General features: G+C 70.4%; 21 protein-coding genes. 10 read left to right on the top strand and 11 right to left on the bottom strand.

From position 1 onward, the window contains the following. Window positions 1-138 precede the first annotated feature (138 nt). Window positions 139-795, top strand: coding sequence for a hypothetical protein (locus ACIBZJ_RS14195; RefSeq protein WP_395929342.1), 657 nt, complete (start codon window positions 139-141; stop codon window positions 793-795). A gap of 3 nt (window positions 796-798) precedes the next feature. Here the strand turns inward: ACIBZJ_RS14195 and ACIBZJ_RS14190 are convergent, their stop codons facing one another. The 6 genes from ACIBZJ_RS14190 to ACIBZJ_RS14165 form a co-directional block, all read right to left on the bottom strand. Beyond that, the gene (locus ACIBZJ_RS14190) at window positions 799-3,327 is read right to left on the bottom strand and encodes an ATP-binding protein (protein WP_395929340.1); all 2,529 of its coding nucleotides are present in this window, start codon (window positions 3,325-3,327) and stop codon (window positions 799-801) included. Between the two features lie 2 nt (window positions 3,328-3,329). After that, window positions 3,330-3,914, bottom strand: coding sequence for a potassium-transporting ATPase subunit KdpC (kdpC, locus tag ACIBZJ_RS14185; RefSeq protein ID WP_395929337.1), 585 nt, complete (start codon window positions 3,912-3,914; stop codon window positions 3,330-3,332). Window positions 3,915-3,972: 58 nt separating this feature from the next. Then, complete coding sequence (kdpB, locus tag ACIBZJ_RS14180) at window positions 3,973-6,072, bottom strand: potassium-transporting ATPase subunit KdpB (RefSeq protein ID WP_395929335.1); 2,100 nt, start codon at window positions 6,070-6,072, stop codon at window positions 3,973-3,975. 3 nt (window positions 6,073-6,075) lie between these two features. After that, window positions 6,076-7,734, bottom strand: coding sequence for a potassium-transporting ATPase subunit KdpA (kdpA, locus tag ACIBZJ_RS14175; RefSeq protein WP_395929333.1), 1,659 nt, complete (start codon window positions 7,732-7,734; stop codon window positions 6,076-6,078). Next, on the bottom strand, window positions 7,734-7,823 hold the full coding sequence (locus ACIBZJ_RS14170; RefSeq protein ID WP_395929331.1) for a potassium-transporting ATPase subunit F: 90 nt from the start codon (window positions 7,821-7,823) through the stop codon (window positions 7,734-7,736). Before ACIBZJ_RS14170 ends, kdpA begins: the two co-directional genes overlap by 1 nt. Before the next feature lie 242 nt (window positions 7,824-8,065). Next, the gene (locus tag ACIBZJ_RS14165) at window positions 8,066-9,502 is read right to left on the bottom strand and encodes a M12 family metallopeptidase (RefSeq protein ID WP_395929329.1); all 1,437 of its coding nucleotides are present in this window, start codon (window positions 9,500-9,502) and stop codon (window positions 8,066-8,068) included. A gap of 487 nt (window positions 9,503-9,989) precedes the next feature. Between ACIBZJ_RS14165 and tig the strand changes: the two genes are divergently transcribed. The 7 genes from tig to ACIBZJ_RS14130 all read left to right on the top strand — a co-directional run bounded on the left by tig (window position 9,990) and on the right by ACIBZJ_RS14130 (window position 16,708). Beyond that, window positions 9,990-11,387 carry a trigger factor gene (gene tig, locus ACIBZJ_RS14160; RefSeq protein WP_395929327.1) on the top strand — a complete coding sequence of 466 codons (1,398 nt, stop codon included), beginning with the start codon at window positions 9,990-9,992 and terminating at the stop codon, window positions 11,385-11,387. Window positions 11,388-11,613: 226 nt separating this feature from the next. After that, a complete protein-coding gene (locus tag ACIBZJ_RS14155; RefSeq protein WP_395929325.1) occupies window positions 11,614-12,186 on the top strand; it encodes an ATP-dependent Clp protease proteolytic subunit in 573 nt (190 codons plus the stop codon). A 57-nt stretch (window positions 12,187-12,243) separates the two neighbouring features. Further along, window positions 12,244-12,909, top strand: coding sequence for an ATP-dependent Clp protease proteolytic subunit (locus ACIBZJ_RS14150; protein ID WP_395929323.1), 666 nt, complete (start codon window positions 12,244-12,246; stop codon window positions 12,907-12,909). Between the two features lie 114 nt (window positions 12,910-13,023). After that, complete coding sequence (gene clpX / locus ACIBZJ_RS14145) at window positions 13,024-14,307, top strand: ATP-dependent Clp protease ATP-binding subunit ClpX (RefSeq protein WP_395929321.1); 1,284 nt, start codon at window positions 13,024-13,026, stop codon at window positions 14,305-14,307. A 145-nt stretch (window positions 14,308-14,452) separates the two neighbouring features. Further along, window positions 14,453-15,007: a SigE family RNA polymerase sigma factor gene (locus tag ACIBZJ_RS14140; protein ID WP_395929319.1), complete on the top strand. Its 555-nt coding sequence runs from the start codon at window positions 14,453-14,455 to the stop codon at window positions 15,005-15,007. Beyond that, entirely contained in the window at window positions 15,004-15,816 is an 813-nt protein-coding gene (locus tag ACIBZJ_RS14135) for a hypothetical protein (RefSeq protein WP_395929317.1), read from the top strand. The genes ACIBZJ_RS14140 and ACIBZJ_RS14135 overlap by 4 nt, the downstream gene beginning before the upstream one ends. A gap of 70 nt (window positions 15,817-15,886) precedes the next feature. Next, window positions 15,887-16,708 (top strand): YndJ family protein, encoded by an 822-nt coding sequence (locus ACIBZJ_RS14130; protein ID WP_395930210.1) that lies wholly within the window; start codon window positions 15,887-15,889, stop codon window positions 16,706-16,708. Here the strand turns inward: ACIBZJ_RS14130 and ACIBZJ_RS14125 are convergent. The 3 genes from ACIBZJ_RS14125 to ACIBZJ_RS14115 are packed head-to-tail and all read right to left on the bottom strand — an operon-like array spanning window position 16,695 to window position 19,144. Next, window positions 16,695-17,543 (bottom strand): toll/interleukin-1 receptor domain-containing protein, encoded by an 849-nt coding sequence (locus ACIBZJ_RS14125; protein ID WP_395929315.1) that lies wholly within the window; start codon window positions 17,541-17,543, stop codon window positions 16,695-16,697. The two genes, ACIBZJ_RS14130 and ACIBZJ_RS14125, sit on opposite strands and share 14 nt — an antisense overlap. After that, window positions 17,544-18,527, bottom strand: coding sequence for a glycoside hydrolase family 113 (locus tag ACIBZJ_RS14120; protein WP_395929313.1), 984 nt, complete (start codon window positions 18,525-18,527; stop codon window positions 17,544-17,546). Window positions 18,528-18,532: 5 nt separating this feature from the next. Beyond that, window positions 18,533-19,144: a helix-turn-helix domain-containing protein gene (locus ACIBZJ_RS14115; RefSeq protein ID WP_395929311.1), complete on the bottom strand. Its 612-nt coding sequence runs from the start codon at window positions 19,142-19,144 to the stop codon at window positions 18,533-18,535. Window positions 19,145-19,221: 77 nt separating this feature from the next. Between ACIBZJ_RS14115 and ACIBZJ_RS14110 the strand changes: the two genes are divergently transcribed. Then, the gene (locus ACIBZJ_RS14110) at window positions 19,222-20,076 is read left to right on the top strand and encodes an EamA/RhaT family transporter (protein ID WP_395929309.1); all 855 of its coding nucleotides are present in this window, start codon (window positions 19,222-19,224) and stop codon (window positions 20,074-20,076) included. An 11-nt stretch (window positions 20,077-20,087) separates the two neighbouring features. Further along, on the top strand, window positions 20,088-20,933 hold the full coding sequence (locus ACIBZJ_RS14105; RefSeq protein ID WP_395929307.1) for a carbon-nitrogen hydrolase family protein: 846 nt from the start codon (window positions 20,088-20,090) through the stop codon (window positions 20,931-20,933). On the opposite strand, the gene ACIBZJ_RS14100 is transcribed toward ACIBZJ_RS14105, so the two are convergent. Together ACIBZJ_RS14100 and ACIBZJ_RS14095 are read right to left on the bottom strand one after the other, a co-directional pair. Continuing rightward, window positions 20,885-21,757, bottom strand: coding sequence for a GNAT family N-acetyltransferase (locus ACIBZJ_RS14100; RefSeq protein WP_395929305.1), 873 nt, complete (start codon window positions 21,755-21,757; stop codon window positions 20,885-20,887). The two genes, ACIBZJ_RS14105 and ACIBZJ_RS14100, sit on opposite strands and share 49 nt — an antisense overlap. A 27-nt stretch (window positions 21,758-21,784) precedes the next feature. After that, window positions 21,785-22,009 carry a hypothetical protein gene (locus tag ACIBZJ_RS14095; protein WP_395929303.1) on the bottom strand — a complete coding sequence of 75 codons (225 nt, stop codon included), beginning with the start codon at window positions 22,007-22,009 and terminating at the stop codon, window positions 21,785-21,787. Window positions 22,010-22,117: the final 108 nt, after the last annotated feature.

Raw genomic sequence — 22,117 nt, 5'->3', positions numbered from 1 at the left:
TGGTTGCGACGACCGTAGCGAACACCACGTCGAGGCGCAACCCTTGGTTGCGTTTCCGGTGGACGGGACGCCGCGCCGCGGAGCCACCAGGGCCGGCTGTGTAGCGCCCGTATATCGGGCCCCGGCAGCCTGCGGACCGTGAAGTGGAACAGCCGAGGGACGCGAGCCGCGGCCGGCGTCGCCGTCCTACTCGTGGTGCTCGGCGGCTTCGCGCTGTTCGCGCTGCCTCGCGACCGCACGTCGTCGTCCTCGCCGCCGATGCTCGTGCTCACGTGCTGCCGCGGCGGCGACGTCGCCGAATTCGGCCGGCTGGCCCGAGTGCCGCTCGTCGACGTCTCGCCGGACCTGGGTTTCGTCGGGGGCCGGACGTATGACGTGCTGGTGTCCCGGGTCGCGGTCGGGGTGAAGCCGGCCGGCCTCAGCGACGTCGGCTGGGAAGGCGGCCGTGAGCTGCCGGACGTTCCCGAGTCGTGCGAACTGGTGCTGGTACTCGTGCGATACGGCGGCGGCGACTCCCGGCCGACCGCCTCAGCACTCCAGTTCCAGGTGCAAGTGGACGCGCCAGGAGGCGATCGCTCCGGCCGGCAGATCGTGCACACCCCGGTCGATCTGTTCGATACCAGCCGTCCGGACTCGCCCGCCGGCGTGGTGCTGGCGGTAGTGACCCCCCGGAACGGTTATGTGGCGCTGGGGTCGACGTCGTCCGGGCAGCCCGGCGTCGACCTGCGGACCGGCGGGCAGCGGGCCATCAACGACCCGACTCCGGAGGACCTCGTGCGCCCCACCTGCCGATGAGGGCTATCGGCCCTCCGCGGGCGGGTTCTTCGTGGGGAGGGAGACGACCATGGTCAGGCCTCCGCCGGGGGTGTCTTCGGGTTCGAGCGTGCCGCCCATCGTCTCGATGAAACCCCGGGCGACGGCGAGGCCGAGCCCGACGCCGTTACCGTCGGGCCGGTCGCCGAGGCGCTGGAAGGCGCCGAAGATGCGGTCGCGGTCGGCTTCGGGCACGCCCGGCCCGGTGTCGACGACGCGGATCTCGACGCGGTCGGCGAGGGCGCTGGCGCGAATGGCCATCGGTCTCCCGCCGCCGTGCCGGACGGCGTTGCTGACGAGGTTGGCGAGCGCCCGTTCGAGTAGCCCGGGGTCGGCGAGGACGGGCGGCAGGGACTCGGAGATGTTGACGGCGACCTCGGGGTGCCGTGCGGGCGTGAGGCGGTCCGCGCCCGCGACGGCGCCGGGCACGACCTCGTCGAGGCTGATCAGGCGCCGCAGCGGGTTCACCGCGCCGGTTTGCAGGCGGCTCATGTCGAGCAGGTTGTCGATGAGCGCGTTGAGCTGGTCGGCGGATTCGTCGATGGTCGCGTGCAGTTCGTCGACGTCGTCGTCATCGAGGGTGACGGAGGGGGAGCGCAGCGCGGTCACCGACGCTTTGATCGACGCCAGCGGCGTGCGGAGGTCGTGGCTGACCGCGGCGAGCAGCGCGGTGCGCATGCGGTTGCCTTCGGCGAGGTCGGCCGCTTCGGCGGCCTGGGCGCTGAGGCGGGACTGCCGCAGGACGACCGCGGCCTGGGCCGCGAACGCGGCAAGCACCCGCCGGTCGGAAGCCGGTAGCCGTCGTCCGCGCAGGACGAGGTGGAGGGTGTCGGTGACGGCCATGTCGGCGTCACCTTCGTCCAGGGCGAGACAGGGCGGCCCGCCGACGCATCCCACCACCTCCCACCGGCTGCCGACCCGTTCGAGCAGGCTCACCGACTCTTGACCGAAGGCGTCCCGGACCTGTTCGAGGAGGCTCGGCAGGGCCCGGCCGCCGGCCAGCACCCCACGGCTCAACGCCGACAGCATCTCGGCCTCCGCCTGGGCCCGGGACGCCTGCCTGCGCCGCCGGGCGGAGACATCGACCACCCACGCGACCGACAGAGCGACCAGGACGAACACTCCCAGCGCGACGAGGTTGTCGAACTCGGCGATCGTGAACGTGCGCACGGGTGGGGTGAAGAACCAGTTCACCAGCAGCGTGCCGGCAGCCGCGGCGAACACCGCCGGGTAGCCGCCGCCGACGAGCGCGACGAGGACGATGAAGCCCAGGTAGAGCAACAGTTCGCTGGACAGGTCGAGGTGGCCCTCGGCGAGTTTCAGCACCAGCGTGAGCAGCGGCAGCCCGAGAAGCGCCAGCGCGAACCCGTACCAGCGCCGGCGGGCGGTGAGGCCGCCGGTGAGCTTCGGCAGCCGGGGTTTCCAGACCCCGCCGGCCTGCGAGTGCGTCACCATGTGGACGTCGATGCGGCCGGATTCGGTGATGACCCGGGTGCCGATGCCCTCGGAGACGGCTCGTTGCCAGCGGGGGCGCCGGCTGGTGCCGAGGACGAGCTGGGTGGCGTTGGCCCCGCGGGCGAAGTCGAGCAGGGCGGTGGGCACGTCGTCGCCGACCACGGCGTGGAACGTGCCACCGAGACTTTCGGTCAGGTCCCGCTGCTTCTCCAGGCGCACGGGATCGGCGCCGGTCAGCCCGTCACTGCGCGAGATGTGCACGGCGAGCAGTTCGCCCTGTTGCGACCGCGCGGCGATGCGGGCGGCCCGGCGGATGAGCGTGTCGCCTTCGGGGCCGCCGGTGACCGCCACGACGACCCGTTCGCGGGCCTCCCAGACGCTGTCGATGTCGTGTTCGTCGCGGTACTTGCGCAGCGCTTCGTCGACCTTGTCGGCCGTCCACAGCAGCGCGAGCTCGCGGAGCGCGGTGAGGTTGCCGACGCGGAAGTAGTTGCCGAGCGCGGCGTCGATCTTGTCGGCCTGGTAGATGTTGCCGTGGGCCATCCGGCGGCGCAGGGCGTCGGGGGCCATGTCGACGAGCTCGACCTGGTCGGCGGCGCGCACGACGGCGTCCGGGATGGTTTCGCGTTGCGGGACGCCGGTGATGGCCTCGACGACGTCGTTGAGCGACTCCAGGTGCTGGACGTTCACCGTCGACAAGACGTGGATGCCGGCGTCGAGCAGCGCCCGGACGTCCTGCCAGCGCTTCTCGTGCCTGCTGCCCGGGACGTTGGTGTGGGCCAGTTCGTCGACCAGCGCGATCTCCGGGCGCCGGGCGAGCACGGCGTCGAGATCCATCTCGTCGAAAGGGACGTCACGGTAGGTGAGGGTTCGCCGGGGAACGACCTCCAGGCCGCGGATCTGGGCGGCCGTCTCGGCGCGTCCGTGGGTTTCGACGAAGCCGATGACGACGTCCGCGCCGCGTTCGGCCCGGCGGCGTCCCTCTTCGAGCATCTTGTAGGTCTTGCCCACGCCGGGGGCAGCCCCGAGGTAGATCCGCAACGTCCCGGGGCTGCCCACGATCAGAGCTTGTCCAGCGCGCTGTTCAGTTCCAGGACGTTGACCCGGTCTTCGCCGAGGAAGCCGAGGATCCGTCCCTGGGTGTGGTCGTCGACCAGCTTGCGCACCTCGCCGACCGGCAGCCCGCGCGCGGCGGCCACGCGGTTGATCTGCTCCCGGGCGTACCGGGGGCTGATGTGCGGGTCGAGGCCGCTGCCGGATGCGGTGAGCGCGTCCGGTGCCACGTCGGCCGGTGCCACGCCGTCGAACTCGGCGACCTGGACCCGGCGCTTCTCGACGGCCTTGACCTGGTCCTCGGCGTTGGGGCCGAGGTTGGAGGCGCCGGAGGCGAGCGGGTCGTAGCCGCCGGCCGAGGGGCGGGGCTGGAACCACTGCTCGAGCGGGTTGCCGTCGGCGTCGGCGAAGGACTGACCGAGCAGGCTGGACCCGTGCCCGGTCATCGACCCGTTGGCCTGGTGCGGGAACGCGACCTGGGAGATGCCGGTCATCAGCAGGGGGTAGGCCAGGCCGAGGACGACGGTGAAGAGGAGGAGTGCCCGGAGGGCGGCGCCGTACTGCCGGACCGCGGCCGGTGCTCGTGATGCCATGACGGGTTTCTTCTTTCGAGCGTGGTGCCCGGGGCCGTGCGGCCCCGGGCGGCCGGGTTCAGGAGAGGCCGGGAATGAACTGGACGACGAGGTCGATGAGTTTGATCCCGATGAACGGGACGATCAGCCCGCCCACGCCGTAGACGAGCAGGTTGCGGCGCAACATCGCCGACGCGGACGAGGGCGTGTACCGCACTCCGCGCAACGCCAGCGGGATCAGCGCGATGATCACGAGCGCGTTGAAGATGACCGCGGACACGATCGCGGACTCCGGCGAGTGCAGCCGCATGATGTTCAGCGCGTCGAGGCTGGGATACGCGACCACGAACATCGCCGGGATGATCGCGAAGTACTTCGCGACGTCGTTGGCGATCGAGAACGTGGTCAGCGCGCCCCGGGTGATCAGCAACTGTTTGCCGATCTCGACGATCTCGATGAGCTTCGTCGGGTTGGAGTCGAGGTCGACCATGTTGCCGGCCTCTTTGGCGGCCGAGGTTCCGGAGTTCATCGCGACGCCGACGTCCGCGGCGGCCAGCGCCGGGGCGTCGTTCGTGCCGTCGCCGGTCATCGCGACGAGCTTGCCGCCCTCCTGCTCGGACTTGATGAGCCGCATCTTGTCTTCCGGGGTGGCTTCGGCGAGGAAGTCGTCGACACCGGCCTCCTCGGCGATGGCCTTCGCGGTGAGCGGGTTGTCGCCGGTGATCATCACGGTGCGGATGCCCATGCGGCGCAGTTCGTCGAACCGCTCACGCATGCCGCTCTTGACGACGTCCTTCAGACGGATGACGCCCAGTGCCCGGGCTGGGGAGTCGCCGACCTTCTCCGCGACCACCAGCGGGGTGCCGCCGGAGGCGCTGATCGCGTCCACGGTCGGTCCGACCTCGTCGGTCGGGTGGCCGCCGTTGTCGCGGACCCACTTCATCACGGCCGACGCCGCGCCCTTGCGGATCAGCCGCTCGGGCCGTTCGCGCTCGCCCGCCGGGTACAGGTCCACACCGGACATCCGGGTCTCCGCGCTGAACGGGACGAAGGCGGCGTCGGCGACGGTCGTTCCCCGAAGGGCGTACTCCTCCTTCGCCAGCACCACGATCGACCGGCCCTCGGGTGTCTCGTCGGCGAGGCTGGAGAGCTGGGCGGCCGCCGCGATCTCCCGCGGCGCCACCTCCCCGACCGGGATGAACTCGGTCGCTTCCCGGTTGCCCAGGGTGATCGTCCCGGTCTTGTCCAACAGCAACGTAGTGACGTCACCCGCGGCCTCGACCGCGCGGCCGGACATCGCGAGCACGTTGCGCTGGACGAGCCGGTCCATGCCCGCGATACCGATCGCGGAGAGCAGCGCGCCGATCGTCGTCGGAATGAGACAGACGACCAGGGCGACCAGGATGATCAGCGGCTGCTCGGCGCCCGCGTAGGCGGCGAACGGCTGCAGGGTGGCCACCGCGAGCAGGAACACGATCGTGAGGCTCGCGAGCAGGATGTTCAGCGCGATCTCGTTCGGCGTCTTCTGCCGGGACGCGCCCTCGACCAGCGCGATCATCCGATCGATGAAGCTCTCGCCGGCCTTCGCGGTGATCTTCACGACGATCCGGTCGGACAGCACCCGGGTGCCGCCGGTGACCGAACTGCGGTCGCCTCCGGACTCCCGGATCACCGGCGCGGACTCACCGGTGATCGCCGACTCGTCGACGCTCGCGACACCTTCGACGACGTCACCGTCACCGGGGATGAACTGTCCGGCTTCGACGACCACCAGGTCGCCGGGGACCAGCGAAGTCGCCGGCACCTCGACGTCGGTGCCGTCTTCGAGCAGCTTGCGCGCGACGGTCTCGGTCTTGGTGCGGCGCAGGGTGTCGGCCTGCGCCTTGCCGCGGCCCTCGGCGACGGCTTCGGCGAGGTTCGCGAAGATCACGGTGAGCCAGAGCCAGACCGCGACGACGATCGAGAACACGCTCGGGTCGATGATCGCGAAGACCGTGGAGATGACCGAGCCGATCTCGACGACGAACATCACCGGCGTGCGCACCATGACCCGGGGGTCGAGCTTCTTCACCGCCTCGGGCAGCGAGGTGAGCAGCAGCTTCGGGTCGAGCAGCCCGCTGTGGACCCGGCGAGGTTGCGACGGAGGGAGTTGAACCGGGGGTTCCTGGACGAGAGTCATGGCTTAGAGCCCCTCCGCGAGCGGGCCGAGAGAAAGAGCGGGGAAGTAGGTGAGACCGGTGACGATGAGAATCACGCCGACCAGGAGGCCGACGAACAGCGCCTTGTGGGTGGGTAGCGTCCCGGCGGTCACCGGCACCGGTTGCTGCCGAGCCAGGGAGCCGGCCAGCGCGAGAACGAAGACCATCGGCAGGAAGCGGCCGATCAGCATCGCCAGACCGATCGCGGTGTTGTAGAACGGCGTGTTCGCCGACAGGCCGGCGAACGCGCTGCCGTTGTTGTTGCCGCCGGAGGCGAACGCGTAGAACACCTCGGAGAAGCCGTGCGGTCCGTCGTTCAGCATGGAGCCGCGCGTGGACCCGAACGCCATCGCGAGCCCGGTGCCGACCAGCACGGCCATCGGGGTGGCCAGGATGTAGAGCGAGACGAGCTTGATCTCCCGGCTCTGGATCTTCTTGCCCAGGTACTCGGGTGTGCGTCCGACCATCAATCCGGCGATGAACACGGCCAGGATCGCCATGATCAGAATGCCGTAGAGGCCGGAGCCGACGCCGCCGGGCGCGATTTCGCCGAGCAGCATGTTCAGCAGGATCGCGCCGCCGCCGAGCGCGGAGTACGAGTCGTGGAACGAGTTCACCGCGCCGGTGGACGTGCCGGTCGTGGCCACCGCGAACAGTGCCGAACCGGGCACACCGAAGCGGGTCTCCTTGCCCTCCATGGCCGAGCCGGCCACCTGCGACGCCAGCCCGGGGTGGCGCGCCTCGAAGGACCAGACGATCGCCAGCATGCCGGCGAAAATCGTCGTCATGACGCCCAGGATCGCCAGGCCCTGGCGACGGTCGCCGATCATGCGGCCGAACGTCCGGGTGAGCGCGACCGGGATCAGCAGGAGCAGGAAGATCTCGAACCAGTTCGTGAACGCGTTCGGGTTCTCGAACGGGTGCGCGGAGTTCGCGTTGTAGAAGCCGCCGCCGTTGGTGCCGAGCTCCTTGATGGCCTCCTGGGAGGCGACCGGGCCGCCGGTCACCGACTGCGTGCCCCCGGCGAGCGTGCTCACCTCGTGCGGTGAAGCCAGGTTCTGGACGACACCGGACGCGACCAGCACGATCGTGGCGATCACCGCGATCGGCAGCAGGATCCGGAACGACCCGCGGAACAGGTCGACCCAGAAGTTGCCGAGCCGCTCGGTGCTCTTGCGCGTGAACCCGCGGATCAGCGCGACCGCCACGGTCATGCCGACCGCCGCCGACGCGAAGTTCTGCACCGCCAGACCGGCCATCTGGACGAGGTGGCCCATCGCGGCCTCGCCGGAGTAGGCCTGCCAGTTCGTGTTCGAGACGAAGCTCGCCGCGGTGTTGAACGCCAGCGCCGGGTCGATGCCCGCGAAACCGACCGACAGCGGCAGGTGGCCTTGGAGCCGCTGCAGCAGGTAGAGGCCCAGCACGCTGACCGCGGAGAACGCCAGCACGCTGCGGAGGTACACCGGCCACCGCTGGTCGGCGTCCGGGTCGACCCCGACCGTCCGGTAGAGCAGACGCTCGACCCGGCCGTGTCCGGGGGACTCGTACACCCGGGCCATGTAGTCGCCGAGGTACTTCCAGCCGAATCCGAGCGCGACGACCAGCGCCAGGATCTGGAGCAGTCCGGCTGCGACGTCGCTCATCAGAACTTCTCCGGAAGGACGAGCGCGACCAGCAGGTAGCCGATCAGCAGCACCGAGGCGATCAAGCCCACCACGTTCTCGGCGGTCACAGCCGTTCCACCCCTCGTGCGACGAGTGCCGCGAGCGCGAAGAACGCGACGACGAGGGCCACGAAGGCCAGGTCAAGCATGGGGACACTCCAGGTCCGGTAGGTCACGGACACCGGTCTCGATGCCCGCACCGGAAGTGAACGCCGCCGAAACACCGCTTCCGCCGTCGTTGACACCGCCCTAACGGCCGCAGCGGTTTCCTTGACGGTTCCTTGACGCCCCGGGTCAGCGGCGGCGCGGCATCACGCCTCGAACGTCCCCGCGAACGACCACCCGGCGCCGGGGGAGTACAGCCGCCACGACGCCTCCAGCGAGCCGTAAGACAGCGCCCGGCCGTCCGGCAGCCCGCAGACCATCTCACCCGGCGCGGGGCCGAGCGACTCCCAGGTCAGCGTGTCCGAGGAATCGAACGAGCCGGCCCACAGCTCGTCCGTCCCGACGACGAACAGGCCCGGGATCAGCCGCCCTTCCGGCGCCGGATCGCCGACCCACTCCCACGCCAGAGTGCCGTCCTCGAGCGTCCCGCGCACGGTCTCCTCGTCACCGGTCACCAGCAACCCGGTGGGCATCCCGGCCGCGCGCGTCCCCGGCGACGACGCTCCGACCGGGGCCCACGAGAACGCCGGACCCGACAGCGACCCGCACCACCACTCGCCGGCGTCCGAGACCAGCAGTTCGTCCCGCCCGTCCCCGTCCACGTCCACGGCGATCAGCGTCCCCGGCCGCACCGGGCCCGCACCCGACCAGCGCAGCACCCCGTCCTCCACCCGTCCCAGCGCCCCCGAGGCCGACAGCACTTCGCAGACCCCGTCCCCGTCGAAGTCTCCGACCGCCACCGCCGCCGGGCCCGATCCCACGACCGACCAGGTCAGTGCGCCCGGCTCGAGCGTCCCCAGCTGCCAGCGATCCCGCAGCCGGAACAGCACCCCGGACGTCGTCGCCCAGGTCGAGGTGAACGACGGTTCCAGCGCCGGGTACAGCACCCGGATCGCCGCCCGGTCCAGCGCCGACAGCGCTTCCCGCTGCCCGATCGAGACCCCGGCTTCCAGCGGCACGATCGTCGGCTGACCGTCGATCGAGAACGAGACCGCCGGGTAATGCATCATCGATCCGTAGTCGTAGGCCCCGACGTCGTCCCCGTCGGTGACGTGCTGGTCGAAGTTGTGCCGCAGCGCCGGATCGATGTTCTCCCACACGATCCGCACGAACCGGTCGCGGTCCTCCCGGCTCTGCTCGTGCCACAACCCGGCCACGTGTCCGAGCTCGTGCGCCGCTTGCCCGAACTGGCACCCGGTCCCCAGGTTCAGGTCCTGCACCCCGCCCTGCCGCCCGACCGACGACGAGCACCCGCTCCCGGGCACGAACCGCACGTAGTCCGCCTCCGAGGTCCGCGGCACCACCGACAACCGGGTCGACGAGTTCCAGTGCTCCACGGCCGCGGCCACCGCGTCCCGCTGAGCCGACGGCAACGACGGTGAGATCTCGTACGGAATCACTCCGTCCGGCCAGCGGAACGACTGGCCCCCAATTGCCACCGCCGAGCGCGCGGCCACCGAAGAAGCGGGCCCGAGCACGATGTCACCCTCGAACATCGCCAGCCCGTCGACGATCCCGAACTCGACCCGCCGAGCTCCGAACGTCTCCCCGTAGACGATTCCCGAACCCACCGTCTCCGACATCGATCCCCTTTCGACGGAGTCCGGCCGGCCGGTCCGCAGCACCGTGATCCTGCTAGCGCTGTTCATCATGCTGGGCCTCGGCGACAAGGCCGTCCCCGGCCTCGCCGGATCCCCGTCCCCGGCCTCGCCGGACCGTCGATGATGGACGACCCGGGTCCGCGAGGGCTGATCCGGTCGGTCGGCCGACCCCGCTCCGGCGGTCCCGGCCATCTGTATCCACGCCGCCCTCGGCACCACCGCCGGACACGGTCCAGCGGCGAACCACCACCTCCCGGAGCGGGTCTCGTACCGCCGGGTACCCGCCCCGGGGCCCGGCGCTCGCCCCGGGCGTCCGGCCAGGGAATATTCGTCAGCCGGGCTGATCGTCCGCCGGCCGTGACCGCCACGCGGCCCGCCTCTCGGCGAGCCGGGCAGTCGCATAGACTGGGTGCTCTATCTCACGGAGATCGAACATCCCACTACACCTGCAGCGCTGAGGAGCACACACGTGAAGAGCACCGTCGAGACCCTGAGCCCCACCAGGGTGCGGCTCGCCGTCGAGGTGCCCTTCGAGGAGCTGAAGCCCAACCTCGACGAGGCGTACCGCTCGATCGCGAACCAGGTCTCGATCCCGGGCTTCCGGAAGGGCAAGGTCCCGCCGCGCCTGATCGACCAGCGCATCGGCCGGGCCGCCGTGCTCGAGGAGACGCTCAACAACGCGATCCCCACGCACTACTCCAGCGCGGTGCGTGAGCACGACATCAAGGTCATCGGCCGTCCCGAGGTCGAGGTGACCGAGCTGGCCGACGGCGAGAAGGTTTCGTTCACCGCCGAGGTCGACGTCCGGCCCGAGCTCACGATCCCCGACTTCTCCACGCTCGAGGTCACGGTCGACGAGGCCGTGGTCGGCGACGAAGACATCGACAGCCAGGTCGACAGCCTGCGCCAGCGGTTCTCCACGCTCAAGGGCGTCGAGCGCGCGGTGCAGCCGGGCGACTTCGTCCAGCTCGACCTGCACGCCACGATCGACGGCGTCGACATCGAGGGCGGCTCGGCCGAGAACGTCTCCTACGAGGTCGGCAGCGGCCAGCTGCTCGAGGGCACCGACGCCGCGATCGAGGGTCACTCGGCCGGCGAAGAGGTCTCGTTCACCACCACGCTGGCCGGCGGCGAGCACGCGGGCCAGGACGCGGACGTCAAGGTCACGATCCGCACGGTGAAGGAGAAGGAGCTCCCCGAGCTGGACGACGAGTTCGCCCAGACCGCGTCGGAGTTCGACACGCTCGACGAGCTGCGCGACGACGTCCGCACCCGGCTCGGGCGGGTCAAGAAGCTGGAGCAGGCCGTCGCGGCCCGCGACAAGACGCTCGAGGCCCTCCTCGACGCGGTCGAGGTCCCGATGCCGGAGAAGGTTCTCCAGGACGAGATCGAGTACCGCAAGCACCAGCTCAGCCACGCGCTCGAGAACGCCGGCCTGACGATCGAGCAGTACCTCGAGAACGAGGGCCAGACCCAGGAAGAGTTCGACGAGCAGCTCGACAAAGACTGCGCGCAGGCCGTCCGCTCGCAGCTCGTCCTGGACGCGATCGCCGACGCCGAAGAGGTCGGCATCGACGACGGTGAGCTCACCAGCGAGGTCGTCCGCCGGGCGCAGCAGTCGGGCGTGAACCCGCAGCAGTTCGCCGACCAGCTCGTGCAGGGCGGCGAGCTGCCGATCGTGGTGGCCGACCTGCGTCGCGGCAAGGCGCTGGGCCTGGTCACCGAGTCGGCCAAGATCGTCGACTCGGCGGGCAACCCGATCGACTTGAAGGCCCTGCAGGAAGAGATCACGCCGCCGCAGGCGGAGCTCGACGAGGCCGACGCCGAGGCCGCTGACGACACCGACGCCGCACCGGCGCAGGCCTGACGGCTCAGCCTTCCGGTCGGCAATCGTGCGCTCACAGCGAACACCCCCCCGAGGCCCCGTCAGGGGCCTCGGGCCCGCGTTAGTGTCGGGCGTACGGAGCGGATCTTCGGACGCTCACCAGCAGCGCCAGTGCTCGTAACCCGTGCTCGAAAATTCGAAGGCAGGCATCGTGACCCAGTTGCACACACCGGCAGGACCCGTCGGCCGAGGGCCGAGCGGAAGCGGGATGGGCTTCGATGACTCGGTGTTCAACCGGCTCCTCAAGGAGCGCATCATCTTCCTCGGTCAGCAGTTCGACGACGAGATGGCCAACCGCATCTGCGCCCAGCTGCTGCTCCTCTCCGCGGAAGACCCCACGCGCGACATCGCGCTCTACGTCAACTCGCCGGGCGGCAGCGTCTCGTCGGGTATGGCGATCTACGACACGATGCAGTTCATCCCGAACGACGTCGCGACCTACGGCCTCGGCCTGGCCGCGTCGATGGGGCAGTTCATCCTGTGCGCAGGCGCCCGCGGCAAGCGGTACGCGCTCCCGCACACCCGCGTGATGATGCACCAGCCCTCCGGCGGCATCGGCGGTTCGGCCAGCGACATCGCGATCCAGGCCGAGCAGATGCTGTACACGAAGCGGCTGATGCAGGAGCGGATCGCCTACCACACCGGCCAGACGGTCGAGCAGATCGAGGCCGACTCCGACCGCGACCGCTGGTTCACGGCCGACGAGGCTCAGGAGTACGGCCTCATCGACCAGGTACTGCCTACGACTTCCGACGTGGCGGCGACCACCGGCGCTCACTGAGCGTGAGTCAGCCGACCGCCCGTTCCACGCGCCTTTCACGTCCGGAGGAACCAGACGATGAGTGACCTAAGCTTCCCGGGCTCCGGGTTGTACAACCGCGATACCGCACCACAGGGCCGCTACGTCCTGCCGTCGTTCGTCGAGCGCACGTCGTACGGCATCAAGGAGATGAACCCGTACAACAAGCTGTTCGAGGAGCGCATCATCTTCCTCGGCGTGCAGATCGACGACGCCAGCGCGAACGACGTCATGGCTCAGCTGCTCTGCCTCGAGTCGATGGACCCGGATCGCGACATCTGGATCTACATCAACTCGCCGGGTGGTTCGTTCACCGCGCTGACGGCCATCTACGACACCATGCGGTTCGTCCGGTGCGACATCCAGACGGTGTGCATGGGCCAGGCGGCGTCCGCCGCGGCCGTGCTGCTCGCGGCCGGCTCGCCCGGCAAGCGTCTGGCGCTGCCGAACGCCCGGGTGCTGATCCACCAGCCGTACAGCGAGGGTGGCGGCCAGGGCTCCGACATCGAGATCCAGGCGCGTGAGATCTTGCGCATGCGCACGCAGTTGGAACAAATGCTTTCCTCGCACTCCGGTCAGTCGATCGAGAAGGTCCGCAAGGACATCGAGCGCGACAAGATTCTGACGGCGGCGGAGGCCAAGGAGTACGGCCTCATCGACCAGGTGCTCGAGAGCCGCAAGAAGCTTCCGGTCGCGGCGGGTTGAGCGACGAAGTAAGGCGACGCGCCCTCACGACCAGGCTTCAGCGAGGGCGCGGAGCATGTACCGTCGAGGAGTCAGTCGGCCGGCGGTCCGGCGAGGACAGGGAGATGGTCGTTCGTGGCACGGATCGGTGACGGCGGAGACCTGCTGAAGTGCTCTTTCTGTGGAAAGTCGCAGAAGCAGGTCAAGAAGCTCATCGCGGGCCCAGGGGTGTACATCTGTGATGAGTGCATCGACCTGTGCAACGAAATCATCGAGGAGGAGCTCTCCGAGTCCTCCGAGCTGAAGTGGGACGAGCTCCCCAAGCCGATCGAGATCTGCGAGTTCCTCGACCAATACGTCGTGGGGCAGGACTCGGCCAAGAAGGCGCTGGCGGTAGCGGTCTACAACCACTACAAGCGCATTCAGGCCGAGACCGCGGGGCACCGCAACTCCGGTCCCGAGCCCGTCGAGCTGGCCAAGTCGAACATTCTGCTGATCGGCCCGACCGGATGCGGCAAGACGCACCTGGCGCAGACGCTCGCGAAGCTGCTCAACGTCCCGTTCGCGATCGCGGACGCCACGGCGCTGACCGAGGCCGGCTACGTCGGTGAGGATGTCGAGAACATCCTGCTGAAGCTGATCCAGGCCGCGGACTACGACGTCAAGCGGGCCGAGACCGGCATCATCTACATCGACGAGGTCGACAAGATCGCCCGCAAGAGCGAGAACCCGTCGATCACCCGCGATGTCTCGGGCGAGGGCGTCCAGCAGGCGCTGCTGAAGATCCTGGAAGGGACGACCGCGAGCGTCCCGCCGCAGGGCGGTCGCAAGCACCCGCACCAGGAGTTCATCCAGATCGACACCACCAACGTGCTGTTCATCGTCGGTGGGGCGTTCGCGGGGCTCGAGAAGATCATCGAGAACCGGGTCGGCAAGAACGGCCTGGGCTTCGCCGCGAACATCATCTCCGCGTCCGAGCGCACCACCGACGACGTGTTCGCCGACGTCATGCCGGAAGACCTGCTGAAGTTCGGGATGATCCCGGAGTTCGTGGGCCGCCTCCCGGTCATCACGACGGTGCGCAACCTCGACCGGCGTGCGCTGATGCAGATCCTGACCGAGCCGCGGAACGCGCTGGTGAAGCAGTACCAGCGGCTGTTCGAGCTCGACGGCGTCGAGCTCGACTTCACCCACGACGCGCTCGAGGCGATCGCCGATCAGGCGATCCTGCGGGGCACCGGTGCCCGCGGCCTCCGCGCGATCATGGAGGAGGTCCTGATGTCGGTCATGTACGAGATCCCCTCCCGGCCCGATGTCGCCCGCGTGGTGATCAGCCGTGAGGTCGTGCTCGAGAAGGTGCTTCCGACGATCGTCCCCAGGGACGTCCCCAAGCGCGAGCGCCGGGAAAAGTCGGCCTGAGCCGGTAAGCCGAAGCCCCGCCCGGATCTCCGGGCGGGGCTTCGTCGTCGTGTGCCCGTACACCGGGGCAGGCTGCAACCTCCCGGTCTCCCCAGGCGTGTGAACGGGCGAACCGGCACGCGGGCCGGCGACGGGGAGGAGGGCCGTGACCGATCCCGGACGCGACTTCCAGCAGTTCTACGCGGAGCACTTCCCGGTGCTCTGCAAACAGCTGTACGCGTACCACGGTGACCGCGCGGAGGCGCAGGACCTGGTCCAGGAGGCGTTCACCCGCGCCTGGATGCGCTGGTCGACGGTCTCCCGCTACGACGAGCCGCTCGCCTGGGTGCGGCGGGTGGCCTGGCGTCTGGCCGTCAGCCGATGGCGGCGGGCCCGCACCGCGCTGGCGCACCGGTACCGGCAGCGCGAACAGCACGTCGAGCCGCCCGATGTCGAGCACCTGACGCTGGTCACAGCGCTGGCGACGCTGTCGCCGAGGTTACGGCGGGCCATCGTCCTGCACTACCTGGCCGATCTGTCGGTGGCCGACATCGCGGCCCAGGAATCGGTGGCGGTCGGAACCGTCAAGTCCTGGCTGCACCGCGGGCGGGCGGCGCTGGCCGAACAACTGGGCGGGAACGACGTCGACCTGGCCGGAGGAACCGATTTCCGGAGCAGTGCGGCAGGTGCCGGGCGTAGTGAGTGGGAGGAGGACCGATGACTGAACCGGACCGGCTGTCGGCGCTCTTCGCCGACCTGCGGGAGGATCCGGCCGGGTCGTTCGACGGCCCGGGGCCGGATGCGGCCGAGGCGACCGGCCGTCACCGCCGGACCCGCCGGCGGGCGGTGGTCGCGGCCGCCGCGGCGGTGATGCTGGCCGCCGGGGGCCTTGCGGCGTGGGGGGCGTCGGAGCCGGACACGCTCCGGCCGATCCCGCCGGCCGGCCCGTCGCCGACGGTGCTGCCGACGCCGTCGAACTCGCCGCCCGCGTCCTCGTCGCCGTCCGGTTCTCCCGGGTCGTCGCCGTCGGGCCGGCGATCGTCGTCGGGATCGCCATCGCCGGGGAAAATCACGTCACTGCGGGCGACCGACTGGAAGAACGCGATCCTGAACCTGCCGCAGTGGGCCACCGTCTGCGTGGAAAAGCGGCTGCGGTTCTCCGGCGGAGTCGCCACCGGGCAGAACCCGACGTACGGAGCCCTGCGCTACGAAATCCTGCCGGCCGGGGTGCAGCCGTCGTACGGCGACCTGACCGGTGACGGCGTCGACGAGGCGGCGGTTCTCGTCCGGTGCGGTCTGGCCACCAGCGAGTCCGGGGCGGCGATCGTGGTCTACACCGAGAACGAGAAGGGCGGACCACGCCTGCTCGGGGCGGTGACCGCGCCACAACTCGCGGATCTGCGGTGCCGGATCGGGCCGGGGGAGAACGGCGTCGACGTGATGTTCGTGAGGCGGACGCCGGCCGGGAGGGACGGACCGTCCGACGAGGTCTGGCGCTGGCAGAACGGCCGGTTGGTGAAGATCGGCTGACCGGGAGTTGAGCGACTGCTCAAGCGGGGAGTACCGTTTGAGCAGTCGCTCAATCAGGAGGTCGGCGATGCTGCGCTGGATCGTGGTGCCGGTGATCGCGCTCGGAATGCTCGTAATCGTGCCGCTCGGGTTGCGCCTGCTCGAGGCGCCCGGATTGGGCGGCGTGCGCCGGTGGTGGCGGCCGGCCGCGGCCGCCGGGGTAGTCGCGCTGCTGTTACCGGCCGGTCCGCCGGCCGCCGCGATCGCGGTGCTCTACGCGGCCGCCACCGTGGCCCTCGCCGCGACCGCCGCCCGCCGCCTGACCGCTGCGGGCGGGGGTAGCGTGCTGCGGCCGGCCGAGGTGGCGGCGGCGACCGCGCTGGTCACACCCGCGGTGGCGGGGATCTCGCTGGTGGCGGAGCGGGGCGGCTGGGAGCTACTCGGGTTCGGGCCGAAGATCCTGCTGCTCACCGTGGCCCACTTCCACTTCGCCGGGTTCGCCGCCGCCCTCGTCGCCGGGCTGGTCGGCCGGCTCCCGGACGCCGGGCGGGCGGCGTCCGCGGCGGCGCTCACCGTGCCGGTCGGGACCCTGCTGGTGCTCGCCGGATTCTTCCTCGGTGACTACGTCGAGCTGGCCGGAGCGGCCGTGCTCACGCTCGGGATGTGGGTGGTCGGTGCACTGACCTGGCACGCCCGCTCCGCGACGCCGGACCGGGTCACCCGCGTGCTTTTGGCGACCTCCGCCGCCGTGCTCGTCGTCACGATGGTGCTGGCCCTGGACTGGGCGCTGGGGAACGCGGTCGGCGTCCCCGCATTGAGCCTGACCTGGATGGCGGCAACGCACGGGATCCTGAACGCGGTGGGGTTCGCGCTCTGCGCGGTCCTGGCCTGGGGACGTCTCAGCTCCCGCTGACGAACTCGACGTCCGCGAGATGCAGCGGGCCGCTCAGCTCGTCCTGCTCGTGCGACCAGTTCACCTTGAAGATGATCGTGTTCTCGGCGTCGAGTTCCTCGAGCGAGAGCGTGTAGTCACACCACTGACCGCTGGGCAGTGGGTCGAGCGCGACCGGATTCCGGATGCCGTTTCCGATCCGGTCGTTGACGAACACCTTCATCTTGTGTCCGCCGGGGTCGCCGCCGTGCAGGGAGAACCGCAGGCTGCTGAACGGCGCGGTGCTGATTCCGCTGCGGAACACGAATGCGATTCCGCCGAACGGCCGCAGCTCGGCCCGAAAGGCCACGGATCGGCCGTCGTAGGACACCCGCTCCCGGCAGGACGCCTGCCACGACGAATTCAGCCAGCCGCGGCACAACCCGTCCGAGTAGACCTGCAGGCGCGACGGCACTTCGGTGGGTGCGCCCAACCGCCGTAAGAGGTCGTGGAACGCCCGGTGGTAAGCGTGCTGGTCGTCGGGCCGGGTCAGGTCGACGTAGAACGATCCGCTGTCGATCAGCGCCGGATCGGCCGCGTCCAGCGCGATCGGGATGACCGGAATCCCGGCGTCGGCCGCCAGCCGTCGCTCTCGCCCGACCCAGACCGACTCGATCGTGTTCACCGAGTACAGCGCGGCCAGGAACCGGCAGCCCCGGATCGCGGCCTGGATCGCCGGCGAGAGCGAGCTGCCCACCACGAGTTCCGACTCGTCGAGCCAGACCGTGTAGCCGTAGACCTCCAGATCGGTCTTCAGCCGCCGCGCCATCTCTTTGTCCCAGGCGCTGTGGCTCAGAAACACGTCATGGCCGGGCATTCAGCCCTCACCTCGCACGTAGGCACGGATCAAGTCGACGACGGCGTCCGGTGGGCCGACCGCGTAGGCGCTGCCTTCCGAGCCCGGCATGCGCCAGTGCCAGAAATCGCAGGCCGCGAGCCAGGCCCCCTGGTCGGTGATCGCCCGCAAGGTCGCATCGTAGGCGTTGAATTGCTCGGCCGGATCAGGCGTTTCGGTAGGGCGCCAGTTCCACGGGGCGGTCGACGTGAGGTCGTACGGGACCGTTCCCCACTCGCTGATCGTGAGCGGGCGGCGCCGGGACTCGGCCAACGCGCGCAGCGTCCGCAGGTGAGGACCCCAGCCCTTCCTCAACGTGGCGGCGCTCGGGTTTCCGACGCCCTCCGCGGCGCGGGGCGACGCCAGCGGGAAGTAGGCGTTCACCGAGATGCCGTCCAGGTCGTCCCAGAACGGGACGCGGTCGAACTCGTCCCAGTTGGCGCAGTAGTTGAGGGGACTCGTCGGCCGCAACCCGGCGATCAACGCCCGCCAGCGCGGAGCCAGCGCCCGATCGGAGGTCAGGCCACGCAACTCGGAGCCGATGCTCATCCGGAGCGGGCCGCCCGGTGGCGCCAGGCGGACCAGCCCGGCCAGGTACTCGCCGTAGCCCAAGAAGAATTCGTCCGCGGGTTCTCCGGAGAGCGTCAGCGTGCCGCGCCACTGACGTCCGATCCCCTCCGGCTGATCGAGCTCGAGAAGCGGCATCAGGCCGACGTCCAGGCCGTGCGCGAGCGCGCGCCGGATCGCCGCCGCCAGCACGGCGTCGCTCGGACCGGTGTTCAGACCGTAGGCGCTCTGCGCGCTCAATCGTCCGGTCTCGGCCGAGACGAACCGGTAGGGCACGAGCGTCACCCGATCCACGCCGACGGACCGCAGGCGATCGATCTCGTCGACCCAGGCCGCGGTGTCGGAATTGACCTCGGCCGACCACGACACCAGGTCGAACCCGATCGACGGGCGCGGCACGTGGCTCAGCGCCGGGGGGAGCGGCGGTCGAACTCGCCCGGTGGCATCGTGACGACCATGTGGACGCGGGTCCGCTCGGCGCCGACGTTCCGGTACCGGTGCGGGACGTCACCCGGGTAGACCGCGGTGTGTCCGGCTTCGACCCGGAACTCGGCCGCGCCCACGACCAGCGTGAGCGTCCCGGCCAGCACGTGGGCGATCTCGCGGGTGCCGGCCGCGTGGTCGTCGGAGATCTGCTCCTCGCCCGGCTCCAGCACCCACTCCCAGAACTCGACGAACTCCGGATCGTCGATACCCGCGAGCAGCGTCGCCCGGCCGCCCGACGGACCTTCCCAGAGCAGGCTGTAGTCCTCGGGCGAATTCACCCGCACCTCGGGCGGGCGCTGCTCCTCGACGAGACGGGCCACCGTGACGCCGAACGCGTCGGCGATGCGGACCAGCGTGCCGATGCTCGGGTTGGTCCGGCCGCCCTCGATCTGCACGACCATGCCCTTGCTGACGCCGGACCGGCCGGCCAGCTCGTCCAGTGACCAGTGGCGCGCGGTGCGCAGGCTCCGGACGCGGCCGCCTACGAGTGAGGCGATCGCCGGGCGCGCGTCATCACGAGCGGCGGTCAATATATTGGCCTCTCCGGTCAATGAAGTGATACAACGGGGAACGTGACCTCGTTGAACGCTACCGGTTGGAGCCCCCGTTGATCCCCGCGCTGCTGGCCGGATGCTCCGCGCTGGTCTTCGGTGTGGCGGACTACTGCGGTGGCTCCGCCGGCAAGCGGGCGCCGGCCGTCGCGGTGTCGTTCGTGGCCAAGCTGTGCGGGTTCCCGCTGCTGCTCGTCCTCGCGCTGCTCCTCGGCGCCGGGCACGGGCTGAGCGTCCGTGACGTGGGCTGGTCCGCATTGGCCGGGCTGGCCGGCGTCGGGGCCGTGGTGCTGTTCTACCGGGCGATGTCGGTAGGGGCGATGGCCGTGGTCGCTCCGGTCGCCGCCGCCGCGTCGGCGGTGCTGCCGGTCGTCGTCGGGCTGGTGGTGGACGGTTCGCCCGGCGCCCTGCCGCTGGCCGGCGTGGGGGTCGCGATCGTGGCGATCGCGCTGGTGAGTGCCGGCGGGGGCCGGCCTGCGGACACCAGCGCGATCGTCACCCCCGCGCTGGTGGGGCTGGCCGCCGTTTCCGGGCTCGGGTTCGGGCTGTTCTTCGTCCTGCTGGACCGGGTCGACGCCGGGGCCGGGCAGTGGCCATTGGTCGTCGCGCACGCGGCCGCGCTGGTCGCGCTGCTCGGGGCGAGTCTGGTAGGGCGGGAGCGGCTGACCGTGGCGCGGGCCGCGCTGCCGTTCGCGGTGGCGGCCGGTGCGTTCGACACGATCGCCAACGTCCTCTACGTGGTGGCCAACAACGCCGGTCAGCTGGCGATCGTCGCACCGGTGGCGTCGCTCTACCCGGCCAGCACGGTCGTGCTCGCGCTGGTGCTCGATCACGAAAAGGTCCGCGGCTGGCAGCTCCTCGGCCTGGGCCTGGCCGGAACGGCCCTGGCCCTCCTGGCCGCCACGGGATAACACTGGTACCCATGCGCGTAGCGGTGTGCCAGATCAACTCGCAGGACGACCGGGCGGCGAACCTCGCGGAAGCGCGGCGCTTGCTCGAACAGGCCGCAAAGGGCGGCGCCGACTTCGCGGTGTTGCCGGAGTTCGTCGACTACCTCGGCCGGCGCCGGGGCGAGCCGGAACCCGAAGCGGCCGACGGAGAATTCGCCCAGTTTTTCGCGGCCGCGGCCCGGGACCTGAACCTCAACGTGCTCGCCGGTTCGTTCCGCGAGCGCGCCGGAGACGGCGAGCGGGCCTACAACACCAGCCTGGTGTTCGACCGGTCCGGCGAGCGCATCGCCCTCTACCGCAAGATCCACCTCTACGACGTCGAGATCCCCGGCCGGGTGTCCTACGCCGAGTCGAAGACGATCGCGCCGGGGGAGGAGCTCGTGGTCGCGGACGTCGAGGGCGTCCCGGTCGGCCTCTCGATCTGCTACGACCTGCGCTTCCCCGAGCTCTACCGCGCGCTGGCCGTCGCCGGGGCCCGGGTGCTCGTCGTTCCGGCGGCGTTCATGGCCCACACCGGGCGGGACCACTGGGAGGTTCTGCTCAGGGCCCGGGCGATCGAGAACCAGTGTTACGTCGTCGCGGCCGGTCAGATCGGTGACCACGAGCCGGGGCGGACCTGCTTCGGCCGCAGCATGGTCGTCGACCCCTGGGGCACGGTGGTCGCGCAGGCTCCGGACGTCGTCGGTGTCGTCACCCTCGACCTCGACCTCGACCGCGTCGAGACGCTGCGGGCCGAGCTGCCCAGCCTGGCCAACCGGCGGCTGCCGGATCAGGACGGGATAAAGGTCCAGGTCTCGCCGGTGGCGACGGCTCGGTAACCGATCCGTTCGTAGACGCCGTTCGACGTCGGGTTGGCCGCGTCGGTGAACAGGACGACACCTCCGGCGCCGATGTCGAGCAGGTGCTGGCTCAGCTCGGCCGTCGCCGCAGCCGCGTAACCGTGCCGACGCTGCTTCGGCGGCGTGTAGACCATCCCGATCCGGTAGATGCCACCCGCCGGTCCACGGAACGAGACGAGCGCGACCGGCTCGCCGCGGACCTCCCACAGCCAGGCCAGCCCGGCCGCGAGCAACTGGTCGACGGTGCGGGCGGCGTCCGCCTCGGTGAACGGGGCCGGTTCGTCGGACGGGGTGTCCCGCTCGAAACCCAGGACCGCTCGGATCAGCCAGGGCCGGTAGCTCCAGTCGGCTCGGATCAGCTGCCCCGGGACGCCGTCCGGCGGCACGAGCGCGTCCAGGACGAGCAGCTTCGTGGCCGTGCCCGGCCGGACCGTCCCCCCGGTGCGGGCCGCCCACGCCTCGGCGACCGCGCTCGGCCCCGGCGACATCCCGGTGACACCCGGCAGCTCCTCACCGGCCTCGAGCAGTGCGTCCACCAACGCGTCGGCGGCCGGGGCGTCCAACTCGGGAACGAGCGGCAGGTGCGGCGGGGTCCAGGTCGCGACCCAGTCCGGCGGGATGCCGGGCGCACGCCGGATCAGGGCCCAGACGGAATCCGGCTCGGTCGGGAGCATGCCGTCGGCGCGCTGGCTGACGACCGTGGCGAGGTGGTTGTGGCGGACCGGATCGTGGCGGAGCCACGCGGCAGCGGCGGGGGCGAACGCCGACAGACCGATCGCTCCACGGAGTAATTCACATCGCACGCGGGGATTGTCGCGCTTCACGGACGCTTACGGTTGGACGACGGCCGTGCCCGGTGCGCCCGTGGACGGACCGGCGCAGCCTTCGGCCGCGATCCCGATCAGGAAGACGGCGACGATGCCGCCGCCGACGGTGAGCATCGCCCGGCGCATCGGTGCCTGACCCGGGCCGCGCATCCGGATACCGGCCGCGATGACCGCCGCCAGCACCAGCAGGCCGAGCAGCGAGCCCCAGAACGGGTCAACCAAGTCCACCGTCCCGCTTCGCCCCCCACCCGCCGCCCGAATCGGAATTGCATGCCCCCCCTACCCTGCCACGGCGCAACACCGGGTGCTAACGCGCTCGCCGCCCGAACTAGGATT

Source organism: Cryptosporangium sp. NPDC051539, assembly GCF_044454545.1.
GTDB lineage: Bacteria > Actinomycetota > Actinomycetes > Mycobacteriales > Cryptosporangiaceae > Cryptosporangium.
This window is presented reverse-complemented; position numbering and strand designations above follow the sequence as displayed.